Annotated in this window: 13 protein-coding genes; 3 read left to right on the plus strand and 10 right to left on the minus strand. The window is 60.9% G+C overall.

Annotated features, from left to right (window positions below; translation table 11 throughout):
* Positions 1–16: 16 nt before the first annotated feature.
* The 6 genes from BLU71_RS01270 to BLU71_RS01295 form a co-directional block, all read right to left on the minus strand.
* Positions 17–727, minus strand: coding sequence for an ABC transporter permease (locus tag BLU71_RS01270; protein WP_042608233.1), 711 nt, complete (start codon positions 725–727; stop codon positions 17–19).
* Positions 724–1,452, minus strand: coding sequence for an ABC transporter permease (locus tag BLU71_RS01275; protein WP_042608232.1), 729 nt, complete (start codon positions 1,450–1,452; stop codon positions 724–726). The genes BLU71_RS01270 and BLU71_RS01275 overlap by 4 nt, the downstream gene beginning before the upstream one ends.
* Before the next feature lie 56 nt (positions 1,453–1,508).
* Positions 1,509–2,291: a transporter substrate-binding domain-containing protein gene (locus BLU71_RS01280; RefSeq protein ID WP_065615252.1), complete on the minus strand. Its 783-nt coding sequence runs from the start codon at positions 2,289–2,291 to the stop codon at positions 1,509–1,511.
* A 353-nt stretch (positions 2,292–2,644) separates the two neighbouring features.
* Positions 2,645–4,333, minus strand: coding sequence for an ATP-dependent DNA ligase (locus BLU71_RS01285; protein ID WP_083352146.1), 1,689 nt, complete (start codon positions 4,331–4,333; stop codon positions 2,645–2,647).
* Entirely contained in the window at positions 4,330–5,361 is a 1,032-nt protein-coding gene (locus BLU71_RS01290; RefSeq protein WP_042608229.1) for a ligase-associated DNA damage response exonuclease, read from the minus strand. The genes BLU71_RS01285 and BLU71_RS01290 overlap by 4 nt, the downstream gene beginning before the upstream one ends.
* A 414-nt stretch (positions 5,362–5,775) precedes the next feature.
* Positions 5,776–8,226 carry a penicillin acylase family protein gene (locus BLU71_RS01295; RefSeq protein ID WP_083352147.1) on the minus strand — a complete coding sequence of 817 codons (2,451 nt, stop codon included), beginning with the start codon at positions 8,224–8,226 and terminating at the stop codon, positions 5,776–5,778.
* A gap of 201 nt (positions 8,227–8,427) precedes the next feature.
* Between BLU71_RS01295 and BLU71_RS01300 the strand changes: the two genes are divergently transcribed.
* Positions 8,428–8,985, plus strand: coding sequence for a cysteine hydrolase family protein (locus BLU71_RS01300; protein WP_083352148.1), 558 nt, complete (start codon positions 8,428–8,430; stop codon positions 8,983–8,985).
* Between the two features lie 218 nt (positions 8,986–9,203).
* Here the strand turns inward: BLU71_RS01300 and BLU71_RS01305 are convergent, their stop codons facing one another.
* The 4 genes from BLU71_RS01305 to BLU71_RS01320 all read right to left on the minus strand — a co-directional run bounded on the left by BLU71_RS01305 (position 9,204) and on the right by BLU71_RS01320 (position 10,998).
* Complete coding sequence (locus BLU71_RS01305) at positions 9,204–9,407, minus strand: SEC-C metal-binding domain-containing protein (RefSeq protein WP_003198420.1); 204 nt, start codon at positions 9,405–9,407, stop codon at positions 9,204–9,206.
* A gap of 5 nt (positions 9,408–9,412) precedes the next feature.
* Positions 9,413–9,898 (minus strand): LEA type 2 family protein, encoded by a 486-nt coding sequence (locus BLU71_RS01310; RefSeq protein WP_042608227.1) that lies wholly within the window; start codon positions 9,896–9,898, stop codon positions 9,413–9,415.
* A 121-nt stretch (positions 9,899–10,019) separates the two neighbouring features.
* Positions 10,020–10,496 carry a YchJ family protein gene (locus BLU71_RS01315; RefSeq protein WP_064364208.1) on the minus strand — a complete coding sequence of 159 codons (477 nt, stop codon included), beginning with the start codon at positions 10,494–10,496 and terminating at the stop codon, positions 10,020–10,022.
* Positions 10,497–10,500: 4 nt separating this feature from the next.
* Positions 10,501–10,998, minus strand: a complete 498-nt coding sequence (locus tag BLU71_RS01320; protein ID WP_042608225.1) for a DUF6231 family protein — start codon at positions 10,996–10,998, stop codon at positions 10,501–10,503.
* Between the two features lie 198 nt (positions 10,999–11,196).
* On the opposite strand from BLU71_RS01320, the gene BLU71_RS01325 reads away from it, so the two are divergent.
* Positions 11,197–11,892, plus strand: a complete 696-nt coding sequence (locus BLU71_RS01325) for an OmpA family protein (RefSeq protein ID WP_024011908.1) — start codon at positions 11,197–11,199, stop codon at positions 11,890–11,892.
* A gap of 90 nt (positions 11,893–11,982) precedes the next feature.
* Complete coding sequence (locus BLU71_RS01330; protein ID WP_042608224.1) at positions 11,983–12,705, plus strand: OmpA family protein; 723 nt, start codon at positions 11,983–11,985, stop codon at positions 12,703–12,705.
* Positions 12,706–12,836 lie beyond the last annotated feature (131 nt).

Consider the following 12,836-nt stretch of genomic DNA (forward strand, 5'->3'; position numbering starts at 1 on the left):
TATTGTCAAACCGGTGCTAGTGAGTCGGCCCGAGGAAGGCCAGCCAACGGCGTTCGGCGAGGCGAAACAGGCCGACCAGCGCAAAGGTGATGGTCAGGTAGATCAACGCGGCAATGCCGAACGACTGGAAAGTCAGGAACGTTGCCGAGTTGGCGTCCCGTGCGACTTTCAGGATATCGGGAATGGTCGCGGTGAACGCCACCGTGGTCGAGTGCAGCATCAGGATCACTTCGTTGCTGTAGTAAGGCAACGAACGGCGCAGTGCCGACGGCATGATCACGTAGGCATACAGCTTCCAGCCGGTCAGGCCATAAGCCTTGGCCGCTTCGACTTCGCCGTGGTTCATGCTGCGAATCGCCCCGGCAAAAATCTCCGTGGTGTACGCGCAGGTGTTGAGGGCGAAAGCGAGGATCGTGCAGTTCATCGCGTCGCGAAAGAAACTGTCGAGGATCGGCTGTTCGCGCACGGCGGCGAGGCTGTAGATGCCGGTGTAGCAGATCAGCAACTGGATATACAGCGGCGTGCCGCGGAACAGGTAGGTGTAGAACTGCACCGGCCAGCGGATGTAGAAGTGCGGCGATACCCGTGCAATCGACAGTGGAATCGAGACGATGAAGCCGATGCCGATCGACGCGGTGAGCAGCCACATCGTCATCGCCAGCCCGGTGATGTTCTGGCCGTCGGTATATAGGAAGGCTTTCCAGTATTCCTGCAGGAGTTCGATCATCGTACGGCCTCCCGGGCACCGGCGGCGTAGCGGCGTTCGAGCCAGCGCAGGATGAAGTTCGAAGCACTGGTGATCAGCAGATAGATCAAGGCGGCGAGGACCAGGAAGTAGAACAGTTGATAGGTGCTTTTACCGGCGTCCTGGGCGGCCTTGACCAGATCGGCGAGGCCGATGATCGACACCAGTGCGGTGGCCTTGAGCATGACCATCCAGTTGTTGCCGATGCCCGGCAGGGCGAAACGCATCATCTGCGGAAACACCACGAAGCGAAACCGCTGGCCGCGTTTGAGGCCATACGCGGTGGCGGCTTCGACCTGACCACGCGGTACCGCGAGGATCGCGCCCCGGAAGGTCTCGGTGAAATACGCGCCATAAATGAAGCCCAGCGTCAGCACGCCGGCGCTGAACGGGTCGATCTCGATGTATTCCCATTCCATGTAGTCGGTCAGCGTGGTCAGCCAGGTTTGCAGGCTGTAGAAGATCAACAGCATCAGCACCAGGTCCGGCACGCCGCGAATCAGCGTGGTGTAGAGCTGCGCGGGCAGGCGCACCAGTTTGACTTTCGACAGTTTGGCACTGGCGCCGAGCAGGCCGAGCAACACGGCCACCAGCAGCGACATCGCCGATAATTTGATGGTCATCCAGGTGCCTTGCAGCAGCAACGGGCCGAAGCCCTGCAGACTGAACGAGGCCAGCCCCAGATTTTGCAGGAGGGTTTCAAACATAAATCAGCAACCTGAGCGGATGGAAAAGGCGCCCATCGAGGATGGGCGCCGGGGCATTATTTGCCGCTGTACAGATTCAGGTCGCCAAAGTGTTTCTTTTGAATCTCGGCGTATTTGCCGTCGTCGTGTAACGCTTTGATACCTTTATCCAAAAGCGCCTTCAGCTCAGTGTTACCTTTCTTGATACCGACAGCCGTTTTCGCTGGCAGCAATTCGCTGTCGACCGGCTGGCTGATTTCGTAATCGGCGCCTTTCGGGGACTTCAGAAAGCCCAGTTCGGCTTGCAGCATGTCCTGGATACCGGCGTCGAGACGGCCGGAGGTCAGGTCGGAATACACCTGATCCTGGTTCTGATAGGCCTGGGTTTTCACGCCGGCCTTGTCCAGTACGGCTTTGGCGTAGGCTTCCTGAATGGTGCCTTGCTCATAGCCAACGGTTTTGCCCTTGAGCGAAGCGACGTCGGCGGTGATGCCGGAACCCTTTTTGAATACGTAAGCGGTCGGGCCGGAAAACAGTTCGCTGGAGAAGTCGATGACCTTCTCGCGGGCCGGGGTCACGGTCATCGACGAGATCACACCGTCGAACTTGTTGGCCTTGAGGCCCGGAATCATGCCGTCGAAATCGCTTTCGACCCACTTGCACTTGACCTTCAGTTCGGCGCAGATCGCGTTGCCCAGGTCGATATCGAACCCGACCAGGCTGCCGTCGGCCGCTTTCGACTCGAACGGTGCGTACGAAGGGTCAACGCCAAAGCGCAGCTCTTTGTATTCCTTGGCCAGCGCGGAGCCGGCGGAAATGCACAACGCCAGTGCAGAAAGGGTCAGCAATGCTTTTTTCATTATTCAATCCCTAAGAACCAATATGAGCGCTTGTGGCGCAGAATTATTGTTACTGCAACGCTTACGACCTATAGAAAGTAGCAATTTCCGAACCAGAGTGCCGAACAGGTGTTTTAAAAGGTTCAGTAACGAGGGGCAAGGGCAACCGGATGCCCGGAAACGGGCGCGGCGTTTTTCCTGCACCGTTTGCGAGCGCACGTTGAGTAGGTGGCAGCCATTACCTGTGGCGAGGGAGCTTGCTCCCGCTGGAGGGCGAAGCACTCCCCGGCGCTTTGCCTGAGAAATCTGCTGTGCAGGCTTTGCGACTGCTGCGCAGCCGGGCGGGAGCAAGCTCCCTCGCCACAGGGTTTCGCTCAGGCGAGCAGATCCTGGAGGGTTGCGAGGCTGTCGGCTTCTTCGACGGTCTTGTCCTTGCGCCAGCGCAGCATGCGCGGGAAGCGCACGGCGATGCCGCTCTTGTGGCGGCGTGACAAGGCGATGCCTTCGAAACCGAGTTCGAACACCAGACTCGGTTTGACGCTGCTCACCGGGCCGAATTTTTCGACTGTGGTCTTGCGCACGATGCTGTCGACCTGGCGCATCTCTTCATCGGTCAGCCCCGAATAGGCCTTGGCGAATGGCACCAGCGAGCGCTGGCTGGATTCGGGTGGACCGTCCCACACGGCGAAGGTGTAATCGCTGTACAGACTGGCGCGGCGGCCGTGTCCGCGCTGAGCGTAAATCAGCACGGCATCGACGCTGAACGGGTCGACCTTCCATTTCCACCACACGCCCATGTCCTTGGTCCGTCCGACGCCATACAACGAATCGCGGGCCTTGAGCATCATGCCTTCGACGCCGAGTTTGCGTGATGCCTCGCGCTGGCGCCCGAGATCGAACCAGTCTTCGCCGGTCAGTACAGGGGAGGGCAGCAGCACCGGGCTGTTGCAGCGCGCGATCACCTCCTCGAGTTGCGCACGGCGTTTGGCTTGCGGCTGATTACGCCAGTCCTCGCCCTGCCATTCCAGCAGGTCGTAGGCGAGTACCACCACCGGCACTTCTTCAAGAATCTTCTTGTCGAGCGTTTTGCGACCGATGCGTTGTTGCAACAGGGCGAACGGTTGCACGGCCGGCGGCTCACCGGATTGCGGATCGAAGGCGTCTTCGGTGGTCGGATGAGTGCTCTTCCACACGACGATTTCACCGTCGATCACCGTGCCGTCGGGCAAGCCGTGCACCAGCACATCGAATTCGGGGAAGCGCTCGGTCACCAGTTCCTCGCCGCGGGACCATACCCACAGCTTGCCGTCACGCTTGACCACTTGCGCGCGGATGCCGTCCCACTTCCATTCCACCTGCCAGTCGCTGGCCGGACCGAGCAGTGCTTCGAATTCCTCGACCGGTTGCGCCAAGGCGTGGGCGAGAAAAAACGGGTAGGGCTGGCCGCCGCGCTGGGCGTGCTCATCAGCGGATTCGGGGGCGATCAGTTTCAGATAGCTGGCGGCGTTCGGCCGGTTCGACAGATCGGTGTACCCGACCAGACGCTGGGCCACGCGTTTGCTGTCGAGCCCGGCCATCGAGGCGAGGGCGCGGGTGACCAGCAACTTCGACACGCCGACACGGAAACTGCCAGTGATCAACTTGATGCAGAGCATCAGGCTCGCCCGATCCAGCTCCGCCCATAACATTGGCAGTTGCCGCGCCAGGTACTCTGGCGTTTCACCGCGCAATGGCAGCAGCTTGTCTTCGATCCATTCGGCGAGACCGGCCTCGGAGCTGTGCGAATTTTCCGGCAGCACCAGAGAAATGGTCTCGGCCAGATCGCCGACGGCTTGATAGCTCTCTTCGAACAACCACGGCTCCAGCCCCGAAACTTCCACCGCCAGCTCACGGAGGATGCGCACCGGAACCAGTTGTCGCGGCCGCCCACCGGAAAGGAAATACACCGCCCAGGCGGCATCTTCCGGCGCGGCCTGCGCGAAGTAGGCCTGCATCGCCGCCAGCTTGGCGTTGCTCGACGTGGTCGCATCGAGTTCGGCATATAACTCGGCGAAGGCTTTCATGGGGAAGTCTCGGCAACGGTGGGTTCGACGGCGATGTCTTCTTCGTCATCGCCGTATTCAGTGGTGAAGCCTTGGGCATCGAGGCCCTGTTCGCGCAAATGGCGCACGAGCACGCCGATCGAGCCGTGGGTGACCATGACCCGTTCGGCGCCGGTCTGGTTGATCGCCCAGAGCAGGCCGGGCCAGTCAGCGTGGTCGGACAGGACGAAACCACGATCTACACCACGCCGACGTCGAGTGCCGCGCAGGCGCATCCAGCCGCTGGCAAAGGCATCGCTGAAATCGCCGAAACGGCGCATCCACGTGCTGCCGCCCGCCGACGGCGGGGCGATGACCAGCGCCTGACGCATGATCGGATCGCTTTTTTTCACGTCGCCCGCGTAGATCGTCGGCGGCAGGTACACGCCAGCGTCGCGGTAGACGCGGTTCAACGGTTCGACTGCACCGTGGCTGAGGATCGGCCCGAGGGTTTCGTCGATGCCGTGGAGAATCCGCTGGGCCTTGCCGAAGGAATAGCAGAACAGCACGCTGGCCTTGCCGGCGGCGATATTGGCCGCCCACCACTGATTGATCTCGTCGAAAATCTGCGCCTGCGGCTGCCAGCGATAGATCGGCAGGCCGAAGGTCGATTCGGTAATGAACGTGTGGCAGCGCACCGGTTCGAACGGGGCGCAGGTGCCGTCCGGCTCAACCTTGTAATCGCCCGACGCGACCCAGACTTCGCCGCCGTATTCCAGACGCACCTGCGCCGAACCGAGGACATGCCCGGCGGGATGAAAGCTCAGAGTGACCCCGTGGTGGGTGAGGCGCTGGCCGTAATCGAGAGTTTGCAACTGGATATCCTGACCGAGGCGCGCGCGCAGAATCCCGGCGCTGGCGCTGCTCGACAGGTAATGCTGATTACCGGTGCGCGCGTGATCGCCATGGGCATGGGTGATCACCGAACGCTCGACCGGTCGCCAGGGATCGATATAGAAATCCCCGGCGGGGCAGTAGAGACCTTCAGGTCGGGCGATAACAAGATCCATGTTGTGACCGGAATGGGGGGCTTGTTAGCTATGAGGCGGGTGTCAGGCTGGAAGTTCGATTGGCTTTAAAGCGCTACCCTCACCCCAGCCCTCTCCCGGAGGGAGAGGGGGCCGACCGAAGTGTCTGGCGAGGTACATCGACCTGAGGGACCGAATTGAATATGGATCCGGCACAGCCTTGAGCCTGGTCCAATGTTGGATTCACCTCCCTCTGGTAGAGGGGCCGACCGAAGTGTCTGGTGAGGTACATCGACCTGAGGGACCGAATTGAATATGGATCCGGCACAGCCTTGAGCCTGATCCAATGTTGGATTCACCGTCTCTCTTTCAGGTCGGCGCAAGACCCAAGCATCCCCCAATCAGTCCCCTCTCCCTCCGGGAGAGGGCTAGGGTGAGGGGCTGTTGATCTTTGCTTTACTTGCCGGGAGTCAGGGTCAAACGAGTCTTGCCATACACCCGATCGAAATTCTGCGGCTGCATCGGCAAGCCGATGTACTGACCCTTGAGCCACGCATCGATCCCGTTCAAATAATTCGGACTCAGCGGATTGCCCGACTGACCCGTGCCGTTCTGCGCCATCAGCGGTTCGCTCTGGCCGAAGTCGACGATAAAACGCATCGCCGGCGCACGGGTCGTGACGAAGTCCTGGCCCCAGGCAAACGCCGAAGTGTTCAACGTGGTGTGATCGCCGCCCGCCGCCAACGGCCCGCGAACAGTCTGGCCATTGCTGTTCTTCCACGCATAGCTGTGCAATTTGCCCCATTGCCAGGCGCGGTGGTCGCCGCCCAATTGACTGTCACCGGCAGTGATGGCCGCCGCGAGGCTACGGGCGAGAATCACCGCTTTGTCTTCCTTCTGCGGCGTACGGACATCGTCCCAGAACGGACTGTCCTCACGCCCCAGCAGATGATCGGCCTGCGCCGCGTAGGACAGTTCGCCGCTGGTCATAAATGCTTTCCACGCCGGGCTGGATTCAGGCCCCAGTTCGTCGAGGAAAATCTGCTTCATGCTTTCCTGCAGAAACAACTCATAAATCGCTGCATCCGCAGAGGTCGGGCTGAGCTTGCCGTCGAAGGCCATCAAGCGCGTGAAGGCTTCGCGCGCCTTGCTGCGTTCGGCTTCCGGCAGGGCGTCGATCGCCTGTTTCAGCGGTTGCTTCATGCCCGGTGCTTCGAAGACTTTTTTCAGCTTGGCGGCGAAGGTGGTGGTCTGGTCGTACTGCATGGCGATCACGCTGCGGCTGTCGTGCTTGCCGCCTCCCGCCATTTCCGCCAGGCGTTCGCCGCGCTCCGGTGCCGCCCAGGATTTCGACAACTGCATGCCGTAACCGTCGGGAATCACACGCTGATTGGCGGTGCCGAGCCAGCCTTGTGCCGGGTCCTGATCGTAGGGGTGCAACATCGGGTCGGCGTAACCGTCCCAGTCGTAGCGACCGTCCCAGCCCGGCGAGGGCAGCAGGCCTTCGCCTTCGCGGCGGTTGGGGAAGCGGCCGGTGACTTGCCAGCCGATATTGCTCGCATCGGCGAATACCAGATTCAGGGTAATGGCGCGGATTTCGCGGCTGGCGTCCGAAGCGCGCTCGACGTTTTGCGCGCGGGTCAGATCGAAGAAGGCATCCAGGGTTTTGTCGTCGGTGAAATTCGGTGTCTGCAACGCGAGGCCGAAGCCGCTGCCTTGCGCCGCTGCCTGGGCACTGTTGAGCAGCGCGCCGTGGCGGGTTTCGTAAACGGCTTCGCGAATCGGTCGCTGGCCTTTGACGAAGTAGGTCTCGTTGCGCACGCCTAACGGCTGCCATTTGCCGTTGACCTCATAAGTCAGGCTGCTGCCCTGACGGCGGATTTTCTCGAGGAACAGGTCCTGATTGTCGCCGAGCACGCTGGTCATGCTCCACGCCACTTTGCCATTGAAGCCGCCGAGCACCATCGGCAGGCCGGCAACCGTGACGCCAGCGGCCTGATATTTCGGCGCGCGGATCTGCACGAAACTCCACAACGACGGCGCGGCGAGCGGCCCGTGCGCGTCGCTGGCCAGCAGACTCTTGCCGCTGCGGCTGCGTTGCGGGGCGATCGCCCAGTTGTTCGCAGTCGGTGTGGCGAGCAGGTTCAGCGCCGACAGCTGCTGGCTGGCGCTGCTCAGTTCGGTCAGGCCCGGAATCTGTCCGTTGAGCTTGAGGCCTTGCAGCTTGTCGGCTTCGGCCACCGGTAGATTTTCATCGGGCGCCGACGGGCTCAACCAGGCGAGTTTGTCAGTGGTCACGGTTTGCGCGAGCACCAGTGACTGGATTTCCTCCGGCAGGTTGGCCGACTGGCTGAAATTCAGCAGGGCAAAGATCAGCGCTGAATCTTCCGGTTTCCAGTATTCCGGCTTGTATCCGCTGGCGGCGAGGTCGCCCGGCAACTTGTCGGCGTAGCGGAACAGGTAGGCGTTGACGCCCCGTGCGTACACCTCGAAGAAGCGTTTGAGGCGTGGCGACGAGGCCTTGTAGAGCTCGCCGGCGCTCTTCTTCAGATTGACCGCGCGCATGTAGCGGTCAGCATCGAGCATCGCCGCGCCGGACATTTCCGCCAGCCGGCCCTGGGCCAACAGACGCAGGGTGACCATCTGATTGATGCGGTCGCTGGCGTGGACATAGCCGAGGCTGAACAGCGCGTCATGGAAGCTGTTGCTCTCGATCAACGGCATGCCCATCGCATTGCGCCGCACCGACACGTTCTGCGCCAGGCCCTTGAGCGGTTGCACGCCGGAGGTCGGCGGCAGGCTGTCCTGGGCGTTCCAGGTCTGGCAACCGGACAAACCGAGAACACCGGCCACTGCTGCGGCAACGCCGAACCGGGGAAGAAAATGTGTAAGGGCTGGCGAGGCCATGGCGAAGCTCCTGCGGGGGTATAAGGCTGGGGGCGCAATAAAGCCGCTACGTTAGTGAGGGCGCGAGGGCCGCGCAAGCGGGGCGAGTGGTTATTTGTGCAGTTGTCGGCTGATCGGTCACAGGCGTGAGAGTTGCTTGTGGGAAAGCGCTGATGTTGAACTACGGAATAAGTCCCGAGACCTGTCAGGAGAAAGATCGCTATGGCGCTTCAAAGCAACGCTGCGCTGATCATCATCGACCAGCAGAAAGGCATTCTGCATCCGCGTCTGGGGCGGCGGAATAATCCTCAGGCCGAAGACAGAATGCTTGAGTTATTGGCGCTGTGGCGCCTGCGCGGGCGCCCGGTGATTCACGTGCAGCATTTGTCGCGCTCGCCTGACTCGGTGTTCTGGCCCGAGCAGGCCGGAGTGGAGTTTCAAGAGCGATTTGTGCCTCAGGTCGGGGAATGGCTGATCCAGAAACAGGTGCCGGACGCGTTTTGTGCCAGTGGGCTGGAGGCGCAGTTGCGTGAGGCTGGGATCGGGCAACTGATCATCGTTGGTGTGGCGACCAATAACTCTGTTGAGTCGACGGCGCGCACCGCGGGCAACCTGGGGTTCGACACATGGGTGGCAGAGGATGCGTGTTTTACCTTCGACAAAGCCGATTATTTCGGCACGCCACGTACCGCTGAAGAGTTGCACGGGATGTCGCTGGGGAATCTGCATGGGGAGTACGCGACGGTGGTCAGTAGTGCGCAGCTGTTGGCGGCAGACTGAATTTTTTAGGTGAATGGACCGACGCTTTCGCGAGCAGGCTCGCTCCTGTAGGAGTGAGCCTGCTCGCGAAAGCGTTTGATCAGTCGATATCAATTTCGGATGTGCCGGCCCCATCGCGAGCAGGCTCACTCCTACAGGAGATCGGTACGCGGTCACTGTGGGAGCGAGCCTGCTCGCGAAGGCGGTGTGTCAGGCGAAGAAGATCTTCGCCAGTGACATCAAGCGCCGTGGCACTTCTTGAATTTCTTGCCGTTGCCGCACGGGCAAGGGTCGTTACGACCGACGTCTTTCAAGGCGTTGCGCACCGGTTCCTGGTGGGCGTGGCCGCAGTTCGGGCCGTGGACATGGCCATGGTCGTGATCGTGATGGTGGTCATGATCGTGGTTGCAGTCAGGGCCATGGACATGAGGTTGCTGGGTCATCGAGGTCACTCCGGAGTTAGATCGGCGGGGATTATCACGCCATTGCGCTCAAGGTGCACGTAGTGGGCGATGAATAAACCAGTTTCCATTTCCCCCTGCAATCGATAGGGAATCTGCTGATTCGGATTTTTCAGCAGTTTCACCACCTGTTTGATCTTCGGCCACAGGTTGGTGCGGATCGGCACTTTGAAATAGGCGCTGCGCTTCGGCCCGACGGTAAACCAGTGCTCATGCTCGCCCTCGGTGAGCAGCATGTCGGCCAGATGGATGCGGTATTCCAGACCGCGTACGGTCAGGTCGCTGTCGTTGGGATTGTCGACGCGAAAGTGCAGGATGAATTTCTGCTCGAGCAGTTTGGCCCGTACCACCTCGACTTTCACCAGATGCACGGCGGGTTCGACGCTGTCATCACTGAACCACGAGGCACAGCCGCCGAGGTTTACGATCAGCATCAACAGCAGAAAATTTAATGTGCGCCGGCGACCGAGCATGGTTGTACTCCCTTTGTTGCCAGTCTAGACGCTAAAAGATCGCAGCCTTCGGCAGCTCCTGCAGAATGAACGCAAATCCTGTGTAGGAGCTGCCGAAGGCTGCGATCTTTTGATCTTCAGCTCAAGCGCCGAAATAACCCGCACAGCACTTCTTGAACTTCTGCCCGCTGCCGCAAGGGCAGCCGTCATTGCGCCCCAATTTCATCTGCACCGTCGGATCGATGAAATACCAGCGCCCGGCGTTCTGCACAAACGAGGAGCGCTCGCGGTGGCTGTGCTCGCCCTGGGTATCGTGCCAGCGCGCAGTGAAGGTGACGAAAGCATGTTCCGGCTGACCGCCAAAGACTTCCGAGCTTTCGACCTCAAGACCGAGCCAGGTGCTTTGCGCACTCCAGTCGCTGATCGATTGTCGGTTCAATCCCGCTTGCTGGGCGGGCAGGGTGGTCGCCACCAGATAGTCGATCAGCCCCAGCACATAAGCGCTGTAGCGCGAGCGCATCAAGGCTTCGGCGCACGGTGCCGGGTGGCCGTCATGATAAGGGCCGCAGCAGGCATCCAGCAGATTGCCGCTGCCGCATGGGCAAATGGCTGTACTCATTGCATTACCACCAGTATTTCCCGAAATTTTCCGGATTGGCCCAGAAGCGTGAATTGAGCCAGTCGGGGACTTGTTTGTAGTCAAGCAGATCGTAAGTGAACAGCGTCAGCACCTGCTCGTCGCGCTGGAAACGCTCGCTGGCCTGCAGTGCCAGCGAATAGAAATCGGTTTCCTGCCAGCCACTGGCCGCGAGATCAGCCAGCACCGCGATGCGACTGGCGTTGAGATTGCGGATGCCGCCCAACAGGTTCAGGCCGTCGCGCTTGGGCAAATGTTCCAGGCAATCGACTACCAGCGCCAGATCGAAGCGTTGCGCGGCCAGTTCGGCAGGCAATGCGCCGGGCGCGGCGTGGGCCACCAAGGTGTCAGGGTGCGCCTGCTTGAAGGCGTCCAGGGCTGGAAATGCGCTGGCGCCGATCAGCAGCAGACGAGCCGGGGCGTAGCGATCCAGCAAAGCGGCCAGCGCCTGTTGCGGCGTGCGCGAAGAAATGGCGACGTTCATCGAAGCTCCTCAGTCAGACCGCCAAGACTAGCCTGCCAGACTGCGGCGGCAAAGCGCCCGGTTGCGTGGTTTTCCTTAAAAGTGGCAAACCCCTGTGAACACGGTCGCAAACAGCGGTGGCCTATTGCTGGCGGAGATTAAAACTCCGGTCTTTAATCCCTGAATCGGTTTCAAGCCGATCCCTCAGGAGAAAACTAGATGAGCATAGTTCGGACAGCATTACCCTTGGTTCTGCTAACCAGTGTGTTGACTGGTTGTGCAGGTTTGCAGAAAACCGACTGGCCGACCTGTGCGGCGGTCGGTGGTGTGGTCGGTGCCGGTCTCGGTGCGACGGAAAGCGCTTCGTGGGCCGGTTATGGTGCGCTGCTGGTTGGCGGCACGGCGGCGGCTTATTGCTGGGTGCATGGTGATGGCGATGAGGACGGCGATGGCGTGCCGGACAGTCGCGACAAGTGCCCGGGCACGCCAAAAGGTGTGCAGGTCGATGCTGACGGTTGCCCACCACCGACGCCTGCGCCAGTGGTCGAAGAAGCGGTTGTGGTCAAGGAGGAAACCATCGTCATTCGTGATGTGCACTTCGAGTTCGACAAAGCCACGCTGACCGGCCCTGACAAGCAAGTGCTCGACAAAGTCGCCGATCGCCTGAAACAGGAGTCCTCCACCGCGCAACTGACCGTGACCGGTCACACCGACAGTGTCGGCAGCGATGCCTACAACAAGAAACTCTCGGATCGGCGTGCGCACTCGGTGGTGGAATACCTGATCCAGCAGGGCGTACCGCGTGCCAGCTTCGTTTCGGTGTCGGGCCTTGGTGAAAGCCAGCCTGTCGCTGACAACAAGTCGGCCGATGGTCGCGCGCAGAACCGTCGCACCGAAATCAAAATCGTCCGCTAGCCCCTCTCGCATCCGCGGCTTGTGCAGTCGCGGATGCGGGTCTTTACTCCTGTGTAACCGGTATGGGCCGGTACACAGGAGCGTTCACAAATGCGTGTTTTCTCAAGGTCCGTCTTGCCGGTGCTGCTGCTTGGCAGCTTGCTCACCGGTTGTGCCACTCACAGCGATGGCACCGCCCCCCTCAATCAACGTACGTGGCCGATCTGCAGCCTGCTTGGCGGCCTGGTCGGCGGCGGTCTTGGTGCCATTGAAAGCGCCGGCTGGGCCGGTGGCGGCGCGGCATTGGGCATCGTCACCGGGGGCCTGATCTGTTATGCCCAGGATGGCGACGAAGACAGCGACGGCGTGTTCGACCGCCGCGACCGTTGCCCGGACACGCCGGAAAATACCGAAGTCGATCACCGCGGTTGTCCACGGCCGCAATATCCGGTCGCAGTAAAACCGGTCGAACCGGCGCCGCAAACCGAAGTGATCACCCTGAGCGATGCCGGCAACGTGTTGTTCGATTTCGACAAATCCGATCTGACCCCGGCAGCAAAAGCCCAGCTCGACACTTTGATGGACAAGCTGCGCAATGCCGATGTGGTCAGCATCAAAGTCATCGGGCATACCGACAGCAAAGGCTCCGACGCCTATAACCAGGCATTGTCGGAACGCCGTGCCAGCAGTGTAGCTGCGTACCTGCTGAGCCAGGGCCTGGCGCCGAACAAGCTCACCAGCGAAGGGCGAGGCGAGAGTGAACCGGTGGCCGATAACGCCAGCGATGAAGGTCGCGCAGAAAACCGCCGCGTCGAGCTGCACATCAATCGTTAGGAAAGGTCTGTAGTCCGCAGGCTAGAGCTGCCGGGCCGAAATCATCGGCTCGGCAGCCTTTTACCCGCTGTTTGTGGAAATTTCATTTTTCCCTCTGGCTTATCCCCCGCAGAAGCCGGTACTGTGCGTGC

This window comes from Pseudomonas moraviensis (assembly GCF_900105805.1).
Lineage (GTDB): Bacteria > Pseudomonadota > Gammaproteobacteria > Pseudomonadales > Pseudomonadaceae > Aquipseudomonas > Aquipseudomonas moraviensis_A.

Coding starts and splice junctions, on each gene's coding strand:
- BLU71_RS01300 (WP_083352148.1), top strand. CDS start 8,428: ATGGCGCTTCAAAGCAACGCTGCGCTGATCATCATCGACCAGCAGAAA.
- BLU71_RS01280 (WP_065615252.1), bottom strand. CDS start 2,291: ATGAAAAAAGCATTGCTGACCCTTTCTGCACTGGCGTTGTGCATTTCC.
- BLU71_RS01275 (WP_042608232.1), bottom strand. CDS start 1,452: ATGTTTGAAACCCTCCTGCAAAATCTGGGGCTGGCCTCGTTCAGTCTG.
- BLU71_RS01325 (WP_024011908.1), top strand. CDS start 11,197: ATGAGCATAGTTCGGACAGCATTACCCTTGGTTCTGCTAACCAGTGTG.
- BLU71_RS01295 (WP_083352147.1), bottom strand. CDS start 8,226: ATGGCCTCGCCAGCCCTTACACATTTTCTTCCCCGGTTCGGCGTTGCC.
- BLU71_RS01290 (WP_042608229.1), bottom strand. CDS start 5,361: ATGGATCTTGTTATCGCCCGACCTGAAGGTCTCTACTGCCCCGCCGGG.
- BLU71_RS01270 (WP_042608233.1), bottom strand. CDS start 727: ATGATCGAACTCCTGCAGGAATACTGGAAAGCCTTCCTATATACCGAC.
- BLU71_RS01305 (WP_003198420.1), bottom strand. CDS start 9,407: ATGACCCAGCAACCTCATGTCCATGGCCCTGACTGCAACCACGATCAT.
- BLU71_RS01285 (WP_083352146.1), bottom strand. CDS start 4,333: ATGAAAGCCTTCGCCGAGTTATATGCCGAACTCGATGCGACCACGTCG.
- BLU71_RS01310 (WP_042608227.1), bottom strand. CDS start 9,898: ATGCTCGGTCGCCGGCGCACATTAAATTTTCTGCTGTTGATGCTGATC.
- BLU71_RS01315 (WP_064364208.1), bottom strand. CDS start 10,496: ATGAGTACAGCCATTTGCCCATGCGGCAGCGGCAATCTGCTGGATGCC.
- BLU71_RS01330 (WP_042608224.1), top strand. CDS start 11,983: ATGCGTGTTTTCTCAAGGTCCGTCTTGCCGGTGCTGCTGCTTGGCAGC.
- BLU71_RS01320 (WP_042608225.1), bottom strand. CDS start 10,998: ATGAACGTCGCCATTTCTTCGCGCACGCCGCAACAGGCGCTGGCCGCT.